This window comes from Paenibacillus sp. FW104-T2 (genome assembly GCF_058789975.1).
This window is the reverse complement of sequence record NZ_JBYTCE010000008.1, coordinates 67,876-85,036: the sequence shown is the minus strand read 5'-3', so window position 1 is coordinate 85,036 and position 17,161 is coordinate 67,876. Positions and strand designations below refer to the sequence as shown.

Annotated in this window: 18 protein-coding genes; all 18 read left to right on the top strand. The window is 46.5% G+C overall.

The window, feature by feature from the left end; genetic code table 11:
• Positions 1-18: 18 nt before the first annotated feature.
• The 18 genes from ymfI to AC3WQ3_RS12220 all read left to right on the top strand — a co-directional run bounded on the left by ymfI (position 19) and on the right by AC3WQ3_RS12220 (position 17,106).
• Positions 19-768, top strand: coding sequence for an elongation factor P 5-aminopentanone reductase (ymfI, locus tag AC3WQ3_RS12305; protein ID WP_397332215.1), 750 nt, complete (start codon positions 19-21; stop codon positions 766-768).
• Positions 769-889: 121 nt separating this feature from the next.
• A complete protein-coding gene (locus AC3WQ3_RS12300) occupies positions 890-1,153 on the top strand; it encodes a DUF3243 domain-containing protein (RefSeq protein ID WP_095287701.1) in 264 nt (87 codons plus the stop codon).
• A gap of 187 nt (positions 1,154-1,340) precedes the next feature.
• Positions 1,341-2,108, top strand: coding sequence for a DUF3388 domain-containing protein (locus AC3WQ3_RS12295; RefSeq protein WP_095287700.1), 768 nt, complete (start codon positions 1,341-1,343; stop codon positions 2,106-2,108).
• 71 nt (positions 2,109-2,179) lie between these two features.
• Positions 2,180-3,235, top strand: coding sequence for a RodZ domain-containing protein (locus AC3WQ3_RS12290; RefSeq protein WP_492472414.1), 1,056 nt, complete (start codon positions 2,180-2,182; stop codon positions 3,233-3,235).
• A 73-nt stretch (positions 3,236-3,308) separates the two neighbouring features.
• Entirely contained in the window at positions 3,309-3,473 is a 165-nt protein-coding gene (locus AC3WQ3_RS12285) for a hypothetical protein (protein WP_336779659.1), read from the top strand.
• Between the two features lie 151 nt (positions 3,474-3,624).
• Positions 3,625-4,116 carry a YajQ family cyclic di-GMP-binding protein gene (locus AC3WQ3_RS12280; RefSeq protein ID WP_153978042.1) on the top strand — a complete coding sequence of 164 codons (492 nt, stop codon included), beginning with the start codon at positions 3,625-3,627 and terminating at the stop codon, positions 4,114-4,116.
• 321 nt (positions 4,117-4,437) lie between these two features.
• Complete coding sequence (gene pgsA / locus AC3WQ3_RS12275) at positions 4,438-5,025, top strand: CDP-diacylglycerol--glycerol-3-phosphate 3-phosphatidyltransferase (protein ID WP_336779660.1); 588 nt, start codon at positions 4,438-4,440, stop codon at positions 5,023-5,025.
• A gap of 108 nt (positions 5,026-5,133) precedes the next feature.
• The gene (locus tag AC3WQ3_RS12270) at positions 5,134-6,390 is read left to right on the top strand and encodes a competence/damage-inducible protein A (protein WP_336779661.1); all 1,257 of its coding nucleotides are present in this window, start codon (positions 5,134-5,136) and stop codon (positions 6,388-6,390) included.
• Positions 6,391-6,625: 235 nt separating this feature from the next.
• On the top strand, positions 6,626-7,690 hold the full coding sequence (gene recA, locus AC3WQ3_RS12265) for a recombinase RecA (protein WP_095287695.1): 1,065 nt from the start codon (positions 6,626-6,628) through the stop codon (positions 7,688-7,690).
• A 290-nt stretch (positions 7,691-7,980) separates the two neighbouring features.
• Positions 7,981-8,718: a regulatory protein RecX gene (locus tag AC3WQ3_RS12260; protein WP_492472413.1), complete on the top strand. Its 738-nt coding sequence runs from the start codon at positions 7,981-7,983 to the stop codon at positions 8,716-8,718.
• A gap of 306 nt (positions 8,719-9,024) precedes the next feature.
• Complete coding sequence (gene rny, locus AC3WQ3_RS12255; protein WP_127536218.1) at positions 9,025-10,566, top strand: ribonuclease Y; 1,542 nt, start codon at positions 9,025-9,027, stop codon at positions 10,564-10,566.
• 156 nt (positions 10,567-10,722) lie between these two features.
• Positions 10,723-11,517, top strand: a complete 795-nt coding sequence (locus tag AC3WQ3_RS12250) for a TIGR00282 family metallophosphoesterase (RefSeq protein ID WP_492472412.1) — start codon at positions 10,723-10,725, stop codon at positions 11,515-11,517.
• Between the two features lie 117 nt (positions 11,518-11,634).
• A complete protein-coding gene (locus tag AC3WQ3_RS12245; protein ID WP_019005392.1) occupies positions 11,635-11,895 on the top strand; it encodes a stage V sporulation protein S in 261 nt (86 codons plus the stop codon).
• 100 nt (positions 11,896-11,995) lie between these two features.
• Complete coding sequence (locus tag AC3WQ3_RS12240; RefSeq protein WP_492472411.1) at positions 11,996-12,961, top strand: dipeptidase; 966 nt, start codon at positions 11,996-11,998, stop codon at positions 12,959-12,961.
• Between the two features lie 200 nt (positions 12,962-13,161).
• Entirely contained in the window at positions 13,162-13,734 is a 573-nt protein-coding gene (pduL, locus tag AC3WQ3_RS12235) for a phosphate propanoyltransferase (RefSeq protein ID WP_017689107.1), read from the top strand.
• A 409-nt stretch (positions 13,735-14,143) separates the two neighbouring features.
• A complete protein-coding gene (gene miaB / locus AC3WQ3_RS12230; protein ID WP_154893560.1) occupies positions 14,144-15,700 on the top strand; it encodes a tRNA (N6-isopentenyl adenosine(37)-C2)-methylthiotransferase MiaB in 1,557 nt (518 codons plus the stop codon).
• A 267-nt stretch (positions 15,701-15,967) separates the two neighbouring features.
• Complete coding sequence (locus AC3WQ3_RS12225) at positions 15,968-16,381, top strand: YlbF/YmcA family competence regulator (protein WP_095287792.1); 414 nt, start codon at positions 15,968-15,970, stop codon at positions 16,379-16,381.
• Positions 16,382-16,680: 299 nt separating this feature from the next.
• A complete protein-coding gene (locus AC3WQ3_RS12220) occupies positions 16,681-17,106 on the top strand; it encodes a PaaI family thioesterase (protein ID WP_336779664.1) in 426 nt (141 codons plus the stop codon).
• Positions 17,107-17,161 lie beyond the last annotated feature (55 nt).

The following is a 17,161-nucleotide window of genomic DNA, read 5'->3' as shown; positions in this document are numbered from 1 at the left end:
GAGAGGGGAACCGGACAAATGAAGCCGATTGGAGACATGACAGTACTCGTTACTGGAGCAAGCGGAGGTATAGGAGCAGCTATTGCAGAACGGTTTGCAATGGTGGGTATGAACGTGGTTATTCACTACATGAAATCCCATGAGGCAGCCAACGAAGCGGCGAGAAGGTGCATGGAAAAGGGCAGCGGCAAAGTCATGACGGTGTCCGCAGATCTTCGCAGCCGGGAACAAATTGAGCGTATGCGTGAAAAATTGGAGTCTCATGGATTATTGCCTGACATTCTGGTAAATAACGCAGGCATATCGCATTATGGGTTGTTGTCCGACGTGACTGATGAAATATGGGATGAAGTGATGGCCATTAATTTGAAAGGCACATTTTTGTGTACTCAGATCATGATGCCTCACATGATTTCACAGCGATACGGACGAATCATTAACGTATCCTCCATCTGGGGGTTATCAGGTGCATCTTGTGAGGTCCTGTACTCCACCACGAAAGGGGGCGTAAATGCCTTTACAAAAGCTCTTGCGAAAGAGCTTGCACCTTCCGGTGTTACTGTAAATGCAGTTGCCCCAGGAGCCGTTCAGACCTCCATGCTGAATCATCTGGATCAGGATGAACTGAAAATGCTGGAGGAGGAAATTCCAGCCGGGAGACTTGCGCAGCCTGATGAAATTTCCTCTCTTGTTTATTTTCTCGCGCTGCCGGAATCCGGATATATCAATGGCCAGATCATTAGCCCGAATGGCGGCTGGCTTACCTGAAGATTGGCAGTTTGGTGGGTTAAGGCTCGGTGGATAATTTATCCTGAATATTAATTGCTCGATAGGCACATATTACAACTGTTGATTTTAAATCTCATGCGACAGCTAAGGAGGATTTATCATGTCAACAGAAAAAACGGTGCTCAGCAGTTTTGACACATGGAAAAAGTTCTTGGGTGATCGCGTACAGCAAGCAGAGAAGATGGGGATGAGTGAAGATACCATCAACAAACTTGCGTATGAGATTGGTGACTTTCTGGATGAGAAAGTGGATCCAGCGAACCATTCCAACCGGGCATTGAAGGAAATATGGGATGTCGGCGATGCCGAAGAGCGTCGTACGATTGCGCGCCTGATGGTCAAATTGGCCAAACAAAACGCATAAGATCCACCGATGGAAAGCTCCCGCAAGGGGGCTTTTCTCTAATGATTACAGACCTGTTCTTGTAATTCATTTTCTTTTTATATATCATTAACGTGACCCATTTTTAGAAGATGTCTCAGTTCGGTGTCCTTCGGGCACGATCTGTTGCTGTCGAACAATGTGGAATATTGCATTACGGGGTGTTTAAATGGAATCTAAACAATGGTATATGGAATATAAAATACATAAGAACAGACCCGGTTTGTTGGGGGACATTGCCTCCATGCTGGGGATGCTTGAAGTAAATATATTGACCATTAATGGCGTTGAAGGCAAAACAAGAGGAATGCTGCTTGAATCCGACGACGATGAGAAGATTCGTTTGCTGGGTGAAATGCTTGCAAAGGTGAACAGCATTACGGTTTCCGCTCTGCGCCAACCCAAATTGGTCGACATCTTGGCTGTGCGTCATGGCCGTTACATTGACCGCGACTCGGACGATCGCAAAACTTTTCGTTTCACACGCGACGAACTTGGGTTACTCGTGGACTTTTTGGGTGAAGTATTTAAAAGGGAAGGCAATCAGGTGATTGGCCTTCGGGGCATGCCTCGTGTCGGAAAAACGGAATCCATTATCGCCGGTAGCGTGTGCGCGATGAAACGATGGACATTTGTTTCGTCTACTTTGCTTCGTCAAACGATAAGAAGCCAACTCTCCGAGGACGAAATGAACCCAAACAATGTCTTCATCATTGATGGTATTGTAAGTACGATTCGTTCCAGTGAACGGCATTATAATCTGTTGCAGGACATTATGACGATGCCGAGTACCAAGGTCATTGAGCATCCTGATATTTTTGTGCAGGAATCAGAATATGACTATAACGATTTTGATATCATTATTGAACTTCGCAACAATCCGAATGAGGAAATTATTTATGATACGTTTACGGCTAGTTACACCGACGAACTGTAATGCTCCGTACGGAATCATGGAATAGATAGCAACAACCAAAGAGAAAAAGATAAACATAAGGAGGAGATAGCATGTCTGAACTGGGTCAGCAGTTAAGAGAGGCCCGGCTGCAAAAAGGGATGAGTCTCGACGATGTACAGGAAATGACTAAAATTCGCAAGAGGTATTTGGAAGCAATAGAGGCTGGGGACTATAAAGTGCTTCCTGGCAGCTTCTATGTGCGAGCTTTCATTAAAACCTATGCGGAGACGGTGGGACTAAACCCTGATGAGCTGCTGGAGGGACACAAGAAAGATGTACCGGCAGAGGAAACGGAAGCAACCATGGAGCCCGTGATTCAAAAACGTTCGAGTCGACCTGTAGAGCGCAGCAATCGATGGATGTCTGTAGCGTTAATGTGGACATTTCCTATTCTAATTGTTGCCTTGCTGTACGTTTATGTGGTCATGAACAGAGATGATGCGGATACACAAGGCGTCGACCAAACCAAAATTACAGATAGTCAGCAAACGCCTAATGATCAACCGGATGAGACGACGGACAATGGTCAAGCGTCCACTCCACCGGATAACGAATCTGGAGGACAAGAAACCGGTCAGGCAGAAGGAGAAGCAGGCGGCAATGGTGGGGGGACCGACGTGACCGGTGAGGGTACCGAAGGTCAGACGGACGAACAAACCCCGGATGACACCGAAGATCAAGAGCCTGCAGATAATGCTGGGACTGTAACGGTTGCTGAAGATGGTAAATCCGGTAATATTACAAATTTCAAAGTAAACGGAAGTGCAGGTCAACCGGTCAAGGTTACCATTAATGCTTCAGGTCAGAGCTGGCTGGAAGTGTATAAAGGTGAAAATTCAAGCGGAGAAAAACTGCAATTTGGTATGACAGCCGATGGAGACAGTATGTCGTTTGATCTGGATAGTACCGGCTTGTACATTAAATCTGGATATGCTGCGGCTACGACCATTGAAGTTGGTGGTCAAGTCGTAACGGATGGTAAGGCCACCAACCGGATTCGTCTCCAATTGGGAGACGAAAGTACAGGTGCGTCTACCGGCACGAATGCGAGCTCTGTCGAAGGCTCCGATGCAGGAACCGAAGGCTCTGCCACAGGCGGCGAATAAGGGCATTAATTGCGGGGGACAATAAGTTTGTCTTCACTAGCAGTTAACTTTCGGTAAAGCGAGGTGGATGGCTATGACAGTCAGCTGGATCGTCACAGGTTTAGGAATCATTGTCAGCCTCCTGGGTTATTATTTGACTCCAAGCGCTTGGGGTTACGGAATTCTGGGCTTTGGACTTGCGCATATCGTTTTGGGTGTGCTCGACATGTTCAGACAGCCCAACCGCAGCCGATATTAGACTGCTGCGCGTTAAAGCATTTTTGGCTACTGCAAAAAGCGGTGGCTAAAAATGCTTTTTCGTTTATTTTTCCCTTCAAAATTAGACTTTTCCGGGGCGAATCCTCTATAATGTTACACAGAACCAATGATTAATTGAAAGGGTGACCAGATTGAGCTCAGAAAATTCGTTCGATATCGTGTCCAAAATGGACTTGCAGGAATTAACGAATGCCGTTACACAGACGGAAAAGGAAATCAGCACACGATACGATTTTAAAGGCAGCAAAAGCAGCTTGAAACTGGACAAGGATGCGTTGACAATAGTATCCGACGATGAGACCAAGCTTAAGGCTGTCATTGATGTACTTCAATCAAAAATGGCGAAGCGGAATCTGCCCCTCAAGAACATTGACTATGGCAAAGTGGAGCCAGCTTCATCCGGGACCGTGCGCCAGCGTCTGAGTTTTAAACAGGGGATTGACCAGGATGTCGCGAAAAAGATCAATATTCTGATTCGTGATTCCAAAATGAAAGTGAAGAGCCAGATTCAAGGGGATCAGCTCCGGGTAACTGGTAAGAGTAAAAATGATTTGCAAGCCGTAATGCAGCTTTTGAATGGTGCCAATTTGCCTCTTGATTTGCAATATACCAATTTCAAATAAGTTTGTTACGCCCATTTTGTTGCGTGAAACGTGTTTTGACACTGCAATTGGCGTATATTATACTAAGTGTGCATTGCTAGCAATCAAGCATAAAGCCCAGTCATCACCGTTTTGCTGACTTTGTGAAAAGCAGTACATCTTATGAAGGTCGCCGGGACGTTTTAGACGATTTTGCGTTTGAACGGTTGACTTTATTTTTTGCGTTTTTACATATGAGTGCAGTGATGTACTCAGTGAATTTTACAGTGTTCACATCCGGATGATGGATACGGGATTAAGATGATTGTTTGGAGTATTGGAGGATAAGAGGGAGGGCGTCTTGTGAATTTACCCAACCGGATTACGCTTGCACGAATTTGCTTAATCCCTTTTTTAATGGTGTTTCTGCTTGTGGACTTTCCATTTTATCCGGAGCCTTTGCAGATTGGAAGTTTCTCACTTCCGTATAATCAGCTGATCGCTGCCATTATTTTCATTATTGCAGCCAGTACGGATGGCATTGACGGTTACCTGGCGCGGAAAAACAATATGGTCACTAATTTAGGCAAATTGCTCGACCCGCTGGCAGACAAGCTGCTGGTGACTGCCGTGCTCATTTCACTTGTTGAAATGGGTAAACTGGACTCTTGGATTGCTGTCGTCATTATCAGCAGGGAGTTTGCAGTTACCGGGCTTCGCCAAATTGCTTTGCTGGATGGGTCAGTTGTGGCGGCCAGCAACTGGGGCAAGCTGAAAACAGTGGTGCAAATTGTAGCCATCGTCTTGCTTCTGCTTAACAACTTCCCGTTCTCATATACAGGGATTCATGTTGATGTTATAGCCGTTTGGGCCGCAGCGATCATAACGATTTGGTCTGGCATTGATTATTTCATCAAAAACAAAAATTTGCTTAATTTATCAAAAGCGTAAAAGTTTAAGGTAAAACGGGTAATTTATGAAGAACAGCTTGCGCAAAGGGCAATAGGAAAACATCCTATTGCCCTTTGATCACTCACATTGTGTACAGGAGGATGCTGAATGAAGGCAGAAATTATTGCAGTCGGAACAGAGTTGCTGCTCGGACAGATCGTTAATACGAATGCCAGATATTTATCCCGTGAATTGGCTGCTATCGGGATTGACGTTTATTTTCAAACTGTGGTAGGGGACAATCTGAATCGTCTCAGTGAAGCGATTCGAATTGCCCAAGGGCGAGCTGATGTCATTTTGTTCTCAGGCGGTATCGGGCCTACACAGGATGATCTAACCAAGGATGCCATAGCAGCAGTGTTGGGACGCGGCCTACATATTGATCGGATGGCAATGGATAAAATCGAAAGCTTCTTCAGGGATCGCAATGTGGAGATGACGGAGAATAACCGACGTCAAGCCATCGTGGTTGAAGGAGGGACCCCGCTCGCTAATGAAACAGGCCTTGCCGCAGGTAATGCCATCTCGGATAACGGGAAGCATTATATTGTCATGCCTGGCCCCCCGAAAGAACTGATCCCCATGTTTGAGCAGGAGGTCAAACCTTGGTTGTTCCAACATGTTCTTACGAAAGAAATGCCAATTTATTCGAAAATGCTGAAATTTGCCGGGATCGGTGAGTCGGCATTGGAAGACCGTCTGCTCGACCTGATTGATAGCCAAACCGACCCTACGATTGCACCTTATGCAAGTGAGGGAGAAGTAACGGTACGGGTGTCCACCAAGGCGCCGAGTGAGAATGAGGCCAAGCAGAAGCTGGATGCCATGGAGGTACTCATTCGGGAACGGTTGCCTGAACACCTCTACGCGAACGAGGATGTGCCTATAGAGTACACAATTGTAACGATGATGGCTGATATGGGTCTGACCTTGAGCGCCGCTGAGAGCTGTACAGGAGGGCTTGTCATGCAGAGTCTGACTTCGGTTCCTGGCAGTGCTTCCATGCTCAAAGGCGGAATTGTATGTTATTCCAACGAGATAAAGGAAAAGCTGCTGAATGTTCCTCATGACTATCTGGAGGGTGAAGATGCTCCCGGGGCTGTGAGCCCTGAAGTTGCTAAAGTATTAGCCGAGCAGGTACGGATGATCGGTGATTCGGATTTTGGTCTGGCGGTTACAGGAGTAGCAGGTCCAGGTTACTCTGAGCGTAAGCCACCAGGTCTGGTTTTTATCGCTCTTGCTGAGCGGGGAAAAGAGACGGAGATTCACGAATTGCGTATCAACGGTAATCGGGAGACAGTCCGCATCCGTTCGACCAAGGCTATTTTATACCGTTTATGGCGCAAACTTGTCGCGATGGACTAGGTATACCTTGAATTGCTTTTACAGGGATAATCAAGTATAATCAAAGCAGACGGAAGAACCGTAGAATTAGGCATTTTGCCTTGTTTGCGGTTCTTTTTTCTGTTTCATTGCAAGTTTTGCCCAGGAAGAGGCGCCTCGGCCTTACAAAAAAACGAATGTATGTTCGAAAAAAAGCTTGGCAAACGTGTTAAAACAAGGTATCATTATCTTATAAACAGTAAAGGGTGTGAGCATATTGTCAGACCGTCGTGCCGCGCTTGATATGGCGCTCCGTCAAATAGAGAAGCAATTTGGTAAAGGATCTATCATGAAACTGGGTGAGTCAACTCACATGCAAGTGGAAATCATACCCAGCGGATCTTTGGCTCTGGATATAGCACTTGGAACAGGCGGCTTGCCTAAAGGCCGGATTGTTGAAATATATGGACCTGAATCTTCAGGTAAAACAACTGTAGCATTGCATGCGATTGCTGAAGTGCAAAAAGTCGGTGGACAAGCTGCATTTATCGATGCCGAGCATGCTCTTGATCCAACGTATGCTAGTAAACTGGGTGTTAACATTGATGAATTGCTTTTGTCCCAGCCGGATACGGGTGAACAAGCATTGGAAATTGCTGAAGCACTTGTGCGCAGTGGTGCTGTTGACATTATCGTTGTTGACTCTGTTGCTGCCTTGGTACCAAAAGCTGAGATCGAAGGCGAAATGGGGGATTCCCACGTTGGTTTGCAAGCACGTCTAATGTCTCAAGCGTTGCGTAAATTGTCTGGTGCAATCAGCAAATCCAAAACCATTGCCATCTTTATCAACCAGCTTCGTGAAAAAGTTGGCGTAATGTTTGGTAACCCTGAGACAACGCCTGGTGGACGTGCCCTGAAATTCTACTCTACAGTTCGTTTGGATGTTCGCCGTATTGAGAGTATTAAATCAGGTAATGACATCATCGGGAACCGTACCCGTGTGAAGGTTGTCAAAAATAAAGTTGCACCACCGTTCAAACAAGCAGAAGTAGATATCATGTATGGTGAAGGTATCTCCAGAGAGGGCAGTATCATTGATATTGGTACAGAACTCGATATCGTTAATAAAAGTGGTGCTTGGTATTCTTACGAAGGCGAACGTCTAGGCCAAGGTCGTGAAAATGCGAAGCAGTTCATGAAAGAACATAAAGAGATCGCTCAAGTGATCGAGCAAAAAATTCGTGAAGCGAGCAATCTGACGACGGTAGTTCCAGCTCCAACGAGCGAAGATCAACAAAAAGAAGAAGCAGAAGAACAAGAATTGTTTGAGATTAACGAGTAATTCTTCCTTGCCGGGAGGCTCCAGAAGGTGTTTGCATACTGGACTTCCCGGATTGGGGTGAATGAATTTAATCCGATCCTGCTAGGGGAGACGGCGCGTTTTCTCGCGCTGTCTAACAGCTCCTGTCCATTGGACAGGGGCTGTTAGCACATTTATTTATGGAGTGAGCTGGTGCCGGGTTGGAATCCCGGCTTTTTGCATTTTGATCTGCCGTTTTCTTTAAGTAGATGGGTATTTCATAATTAGAAAGATAAGAGTTGAACAAAAACAAAAAGGAGGGAGAGACCTGAATGGATCAACATGATGATGATTTGTACGAAACAGCAGAACTGGAGGGGATCTCCCAATTCCCGGATAACGAAGAACTTATCATTACACGGGTAGAGCGAACAAAAAGCAGGCAGGCCCGGTACCGGATCACGTTCGGTATGTACTCGATTACGGTTCTGGAAGATGTAATGATCAAATATCGAATGACCCGGGGCAACACATTTGTAAAGAAAGATCTCGAAGAGATCATAGTAGCGGATGAGCGGCAGCAAACCTATGTTCAGGCATTGCGCTACTTAGAGCACAAACAGCGTACAAGGCATGAATTAAGCCAGCGACTTCGTCAGAAAGAGTTCGCCGCACCATTAATTGAAGAAGTGCTGGATCGGCTTGAGCAGGAGAAGCTTGTGGACGATGAAGGGTTTGCGAAGGAATGGACAAGGCAGCGTATGACAGGCCAGAGGAAGGGAAAACTGTGGATAAGGCAAGAGCTGCGCCAAAAGGGCATTGCCAATGAGCTCATCGTTGAAGCGCTTGAAGGCGTGGATGCGGATGTGGAGTTTGAGACAGCTTTGACCGCAGGGCGAAAGAAGTGGAACCAAGTCAAAGGGGACGTTGCAGAGAAGAAACGCAAAACGCTTCCCTTCTTGATGAGACGCGGTTTTCCTATGGATATGGTACGTAAAGTTGTGAATTGTTTAATTGAAGAAGATGAAGTCGAAGATTCTGAAGATGACGAGTTGTTACCATGGGATTAGCAGAGACTACACAGTGTACTGCATTCTCTTGACAATTTCTTTCGTCAAATACTAAAATGGACATGAGTCTGTAAGAAATGGACAACCCTTTTTCCTTCCAAAAAAGCGGTTTCGGTTTCTTAGGATTTACCCTTCATGATTATGGATTCGCTGAAGGCAGCGAATAGTACGTGGTAACATGTACACTTGAAATGAAAATCGGCGGGGGATCGCCGTAGGTATCGTTATTCCCAAACATATGTAAGTTTGAAAACAGCAAATTGACCCAAGGAGTGCCTTGGAGGAACCAACGAGGAGGTGAACAGTATGGACATTGCAATCACGATCGTTCTCGTTGTGGCCGCGCTCGTTATTGGGTTCGGAGTCGGATATTTTATTCGCAAATCTCTTGCAGAGGCTAAAATCTCCAGTGCGGAACAAGCTGCCGTACAGATCGTTGAGAACGCGAAGAAAGAGGCAGAAGCACAGAAGAAAGAGACGGTGCTGGAAGCAAAGGATGAGATTCATCGCATTCGGGCCGAAGCTGAAAAAGACACTCGTGAACGTCGGAACGAAATTCAACGACAAGAAAGACGATTGTTGCAAAAAGAAGAGTCGCTGGATAAAAAGATGGAATCACTCGAACGTAAAGAAGAGCAAGTGGCCAACAAAGAGAAACGTATTGATGAGACACAGCAGCAGATCGAAATGATCTACAAAAATCAGGTGACGGAGCTGGAGCGTATATCCAACCTCACCATGGAAGATGCACGCAGTATCATACTGTCCAACGTAGAACAGGAAGTTCGTCATGAGACGGCTCAAATGATCAAGGACATTGAACAGCAGGCGAAGGAAGAAGCGGACAAGAAATCCCGCGAAATTATTACCCTTGCCATTCAGCGTTGTGCGGCTGACCATGTGGCAGAGACAACGGTATCTGTTGTCACTTTGCCTAACGAAGAAATGAAAGGCCGGATTATCGGTCGTGAAGGACGTAACATCCGTGCACTTGAAACCCTTACGGGGATTGACCTTATTATCGATGATACGCCAGAAGCAGTTATTCTGTCGGGCTTTGACCCGATCCGTCGTGAGATTGCCCGTACTGCCCTCGAGAAATTGGTGGCTGACGGACGCATTCACCCGGCACGCATTGAAGAGATGGTGGAGAAATCCCGCAAAGAAGTGGACGAGCGCATCCGTGAATATGGTGAGCAAGCTACCTTTGAAGTGGGTGTACATGGTCTGCATCCGGATCTGATCAAAATACTGGGCCGGTTGAAGTTCCGTACAAGTTACGGTCAAAACGTCTTGAAGCATTCGATGGAGGTCGCTTATCTGGCTGGACTGATGGCTGGCGAACTCGGAGAAGATATTACACTTGCAAGACGTGCAGGTCTACTGCATGACATTGGTAAAGCGCTGGATCACGAAGTGGAAGGATCACACGTTGAAATCGGCGTGGAGCTGGCGAAGAAATACAAAGAACATCCGGTAGTAATCAACAGTATCGCGTCCCATCACGGGGATTGCGAAGCAACTTCGGTCATTGCCATGCTGGTTGGCGCAGCAGATGCACTGTCTGCAGCAAGACCGGGTGCACGCCGCGAAACACTGGAGACGTATATCAAACGACTGGAGAAACTGGAAGAGATTTCGGAATCGTTCGAAGGTGTCGAGAAATCGTATGCCATTCAAGCTGGACGCGAAGTTCGCGTTATGGTGCAGCCTGAAAAAATCGACGATGCGGAAGCATTCCGTCTCGCACGTGACATTACGAAGATGATCGAGAATGAGCTCGATTATCCGGGTCATATCAAAGTCACCGTCATCCGGGAAACCCGGGCGGTTGAATACGCTAAATAGAGCTTTAAGGAAAAGTGGCCGCTGTAGTGGGCCACTTTTCCTGTTGAAAGCCCGGCAATGGGCTTGGTAGAACGAACTAATGGGTTAGGGATGCCCGCAAAGATGTGATGCTGGTTATACCAAGCTAAGCTTGCGGGGAATTAAGGAGGCAATGCAATGAAAGTGCTGTTTATCGGTGATATTGTGGGTAATGTAGGACGTAAGGCTTTGAAGGAGAACTTGCCATATCTGAAGACAAAATATAAACCACATCTGGTTATTGTAAATGGAGAAAATGCAGCAGCTGGCCGTGGAATCACGGGGGCTATTGCCAATGAATTTTTCAACTGGGGTGTGCACGGGATTACGCTTGGCAACCATACCTGGGACAATAAGGACATTTTTGATTTTATAGATGACGAACCACGCATGATCCGACCTGCCAACTTTCCACCAGGAACACCAGGCAGAGGATACACGGTGGTCAAAGGTGAAGGCAAGGAGCTAGCGATCGTGAATTTGCAGGGTCGTACCTTTTTGCCCGCACTTGATTGCCCATTCCGCGTTGCGGATGAGATTGTGGATGAGCTGCGCCGGGATCATAAATGCATTCTGGTCGATATGCATGCCGAGGCGACTTCCGAGAAGATTGCCATGGGCTGGCATCTGGATGGGCGTGCGTCACTGGTCGTAGGTACACATACACATGTACAAAGCAATGATGACCGGATTCTACCTGGTGGGACAGCATACTTGACGGATGCGGGCATGGTGGGGCCGCGAGATGGAATTCTCGGTATGGAGCGTGAGGCAGTACTGCGAAAATTTTACACTCAGCTGCCGGTACGCTTTGTCGTTGATGACGGCAAGTGGCATTTCCACGGTGTATTCGTTGAAATTGACGAGTCCACAGGTGCAGCAACTAAAATTGAAAAAATCCGCCTGATGGAAGACGAGTGGCGCATGGAATAGGGGTATTGTCCCATTTTGCAAGGAAACCCGTCTAAAAAGAAGGAATTTTTTTACCTCCCGCGAATAACATCTAGTAAGTGGAAACAAACATTCAACATTCCCAGGGAGGTACTTACCATGGAAGTATTAAAAGTTTCAGCAAAGTCCAATCCCAATTCCGTAGCCGGCGCACTTGCAGGAGTTCTTCGTGAACGTGGAAATGCTGAACTGCAGGCCATTGGAGCGGGAGCACTGAACCAAGCCATTAAAGCGGTAGCGATAGCCCGGGGATTTGTAGCACCAAGCGGAGTTGACTTGATTTGTATTCCAGCTTTTACAGACATTGTGATAGACGGTGAGGATCGAACGGCCATTAAGCTGATTGTGGAGCCCAGATAATACATGTGATCATGCATTGAACCTGTTTACAGAGTAGACAGGTTTTTTTGCATTCGTCTATAGGCTTAATAAGAACAGGGTTTACATAGGAGGGTTAATCATGACCAAGTGGCAAGTAGCCGATTTTCACTGTGACGCGCTCAGCAAAATGTTAATGGAATCTAAACTGTCCTTCGAAGATGGTTCAACACTGGATGTCAATCTGGAGCGGATGAAGCAAGGGAATGTGGGTCTGCAGGCATTTGCCATTTACTTGCCTGAAGTGCTCGGCAGGGGCAAGTTTGAACATGTGGTTGGTCAGCTGGAAGTATACCGCACACGTGTGGAGAAAAGCCCTGAACGGCTTGGGGGCGTAAACAAATTATTATGGCGGGAACAGGTTGGTGAGGTCGGTCAAACGGCTAATCCTTGGGGTCTGCTGACGCTAGAAGGTGTAGACGGACTCGAGGGGAACCTGTTTTATCTAGAGCTATGTTACCAAATGGGAGTAAGGATAGCAGGGCTCACCTGGAATTATGCCAACTGGGCAGCTGATGGTGTGTTGGAGAAGCGCGGAGCCGGATTGACCGAGAGGGGCAGGGAGCTGGTCCGCCTTTGTAACCGGATTGGCATGCTGCTGGATGTGTCACATCTCACGGAGAAGGGATTCTGGGAGCTGGCTGAGCTGAGTGAGCGCCCGTTTATTGCTTCGCATTCCAACAGCTATACGGTTTGTCCAAATGTCCGTAATCTGAAGGATGACCAGATCCGGGCTATCATTGCACGGGAAGGGCGAATTGGGCTAACGTTTGTTCCCTGGTTTGTGAAGCAGGAGGGAGTAGTTAGAATCGAACATTTGCTGCCTCATATTGAACAGATCTGTTCGCTTGGTGGGGAGAAGCACCTGATGATGGGCTCAGATTTTGATGGAATACCTACATACATTCAAGATCTTGAACACACAGGCCAGTATCCGAGGCTGATCGAAACCCTTCTCCAACATTACGACGAGAAGCTGGTACGCGGCTGGCTGTGGGATAATGCTATGAGTTATCTTGGTAAACATCTGCCTGAAGGGAATTTGTAATAAACACCAATTAAACCAGCGATAGCACTGCACTCAATACAGATTGTTTTACAGATTAAGGATATTATTGATTGTGAAATAAGTGTATTTCATGAATTTTCAGCAGTTCGTTTTCATTTCACGTCAAAAAGGGGTATAATACCATTGGATTGTTAAGAGCCTAATCGTAGGCCACAGATAAACAAGGAGTGAAATTCACGATGAGTAAAACAGTACCAGTGGGCGTATCTGCCCGTCACATTCATGTATCCCAAGAGCACGTTGAAATTTTGTTTGGTAAAGGCTACGAATTGACTGAGTTTAAACCTCTGTCCCAACCTGGTCAATATGCTGCGAACGAAACAGTTGCAGTCATCGGTTCCAAAGGACAGTTTGATAAAGTGCGTATCCTTGGACCTGTGCGTCCTGAGACACAACTGGAAATCTCGATGACAGACTCTTTCGCCATTGGCGTTAAGGCACCTGTTCGCGAGTCCGGAAGCATTGAAGGTACACCTGGCATCACGATCAAAGGACCAGCTGGTGAAGTTACGATTGATAAAGGTGTTATCGTTGCTGCCCGTCATATCCACTTCCATACTTCCGATGCTGCTAAATGGGGCATCGAAGACAAACAAATGCTGAAAGTTCGCCTCGGCGGAGATCGTGGTCTGGTACTTGAAAATGTACTGGCTCGTGTATCTGACTCTTTCGCATTGGACATGCATATTGACACAGATGAAGCTAATGCTGCTGGCGCTCGTAACGGCGACACTGCTGAAATCATCGACTAATCAAATGAACCGACATTCAACTGAGTTTTCTTCGGTTGGAGCAACTTAAAAAAACCTGAGTACATCCTGGTAAGCTGTTTTACACAGTGAAGGGGTTTGTGCTCGGGTTTTTGTGTATTTTCGTCACGTATGAGGCAGAGTTTGTATGGAAGGATTGTTAAATCAATAGCGGCTTGGAATGTGGAATTACAGCCCAGTTCATGTTATAATTTGATGTAATGCTCTTTTGGTGCAGATTGCATAAAATCGATAAGAATCCAAGAGAGACAACGAAGTTAGAAATATGAGATGGTGACTTTTTGTAGAGCTGCTGCTCATATCGAACGTATATACAACTGCCTGATGCAGCGTGTTGTCTTAAGAACTTGAAACTTTTATTAATAGAGGCTGTAAGGAGTGACCGAAGGAAATGGCTAAAGACTCAAAAAAGGATTACTCCCAGTATTTTGATTTCTCCGATGCCAAAGTAATTTCGCAAGATGAATTCAGCAAAAAGATTCGAATTCGGGGCCGTGAGATCAACATCAAGTCGGAGCCTAATCATCGTCAGGAGAAACAACGGGGCAAGGAAGACGTTCAGGTGCTCTATGAGAATGCAGTACCGGACGAACTGAAAACGATTGGTAAAGGCAAACACTATATCGTATACACCTACGGCTGTCAGATGAACGAGCATGATTCCGAGACCATTAAGGGACTCCTGGAATCCATGGGTTATCAGGCAACCGAGGACCGTAAAGAGGCGGACATTATATTGCTGAACACATGTGCCATCCGTGAAAATGCGGAAGATAAGGTGTTTGGTGAGCTGGGTCACCTCAAAACGTTGAAGACGGAGCGTCCAGGACTGCTGCTCGGCGTATGCGGGTGCATGTCCCAGGAAGAAGGTGTCGTGAACCGGATCATGCAAAAGCATGGCTTTGTGGATATGATCTTTGGTACGCATAACGTTCACCGATTGCCGCATCTGATTCAGGAAGCACTCTTCAGCAAGGAAATGGTTGTTGAGGTTTGGTCCAAGGAAGGCGACATTATTGAGAACCTGCCGAAGAAACGTGAAGGCATGCGCGGATGGGTGAATATCATGTATGGCTGTGACAAATTCTGTACATATTGCATCGTTCCATTTACACGGGGCAAAGAGCGCAGTCGCAGACCGGAAGATGTAATCGCCGAGGTTCGTGAGCTGGCAAGACAGGGATTCAAGGAAATTACATTGCTTGGACAGAATGTGAATGCTTATGGCAAGGATTTTACGGATCTGAAATACAGCTTCGGTGACCTGATGGACGATATTCGCAAAATCGACATTCCACGTGTACGGTTTACTACCAGTCACCCTCGGGATTTCGATGATCGACTGATTGAGGTGCTTGCCAAGGGTGGAAACCTGGTGGAACATATCCACCTCCCAGTACAGTCTGGCAGCACAGAAGTGCTGAAGCGAATGAGCCGTAAGTACAGCCGTGAACACTATCTCCAGCTGGCGGATAAGATTAAGACAGCGATCCCTAATGTCGTTCTGACCACGGACATTATCGTTGGTTTCCCAGGTGAGACAGATGAGCAGTTCGAAGACACGTTGTCACTGGTGCGCGAAGTAGGGTATGACTTTGCTTATACCTTTATCTATTCTCCTCGCGAAGGTACGCCTGCTGCGGTGATGGAGGATAACGTGCCGATGGAAGTGAAGAAGGAACGCTTGAAACGCCTGAATGAAACCATCAATGAATACAGCCACAGAAGCAATGAACAGCAGCGCGGCAAGATCGTTGAAGTACTCGTCGAGGGTGAGAGCAAGCGAAATTCCAACGTCCTTGCAGGACGTACACGCAGTAATAAGCTGGTACATTTCGAAGGACCCAAAGAATTGATCGGTACATTTGTGAACGTGGAAATTACCGATCCGATGACTTTTTATATCCGTGGCAACCTGCTCACCGAGCCGGTAGCCGCTAATCAGTAATACACAACACAACCGAATAAGATGAATGTTGGATTTGCACGTAGCGGAGAGTGCAGTGCCAATCTGGAAAAGCGTAGCGTTCGCCTTTACAACCGGATTTTTTCCCTATGAAAAATAGTTCAGAAAATCCGGGGGTAACAGCGATTGAAAGATGGCAATGTAATTGGAGCGGCTAATGCGAGAATAAACATTCATCTTATAATATCTCATAGAAATGGAGCGATTTCAGTGGCGCAGGAAGAAGAAGTGCAGTACAACCATTATGGAATGCCTACCTACGATACGCGCAATCTGGTCATACGCGACGACATTATGGGAAAAGCCAAAGAATTGGCTGATATGCTCGGCACAAGCGAGGAAGTAAGACATTTCCAACAGGCTGAGTCCAAAATTCGCGATCATGAGCGTATCCAGCAATTGATTGCAACAATCAAGAAGAAACAGAAGGAGATCGTTGCCTTCGAAAGCTTCAAAAATGCAGAGATGGTCAGCAAAATAGAACAGGAAATTGAAGAATTGCAGGATGAACTGGACAGCATCCCATTGGTTACCGAGTTCCAGCAGAGCCAAAGCGATATCAACTACCTGCTTCAACTTGTCATCTCTGTCATTCGGGATACCGTTTCCGAAAAAGTGAATGTGGAGGCAGGCACGGATTCACCTCCGACCAGCTGCGGTTAATGGACAAGAAGGGTGCGGACGCGGTCCGTGCCTTTTTTGACTTATAGGAACAGGGAGCTAACACAATCGATCTTGAAATACATTTCGAAGAGCTCCACGCTGTGGGGTTCTTTTGTGCGTGTACGGTTGACGAACGCCTTTACAGGAATAAGACCAGGCTGGCAAGAGCAGGCTTATTAGTAATGAACAACCGTATAAAGGAGATAGCATCCGAGAGTCCATAGCAGAATTACAGGTACAATGAAAAATATAGACAACTTAGTCGATAACATTAATGTGCAACAAAGGGGAAATGGAAAATGGATATTTTGGATAAAATGGTCGAAGAGGGCAATGAACGATTCTGGGGGTTCCTGGGTTGTCGTTATATCAAAGGGAATGAAAAGGAAGTACAGATCGCATTAACGGCTGGCGAACATCATACGAATTCGATGGGGATTATTCACGGCGGAGTGCTTACTTCCCTGATGGATCAAGCGATGGGGATGGTAGCCACAGCAGCAATGGCCGTGGACAGCTGTGTGACGACCAATCTGAATGTACATTTTCTGGCACCGATGAAACAGGGTGAGTTAATGGTGACAGCAACGGTGCTGCACCAAGCCGGACGGAGTCTCACCGCCCAAGCGGAAATTCGTGATACATCAGGTACATTAGGATGTATGGCAACAGCCACGTTCCGTGTGGCACGATCAAAAACGCCAAGTACAGAATCCAAAGGTTGACAAACGATATTATTATGTCATAATGAGATTATCAAAATGAAAGTAGTCGGTGGTG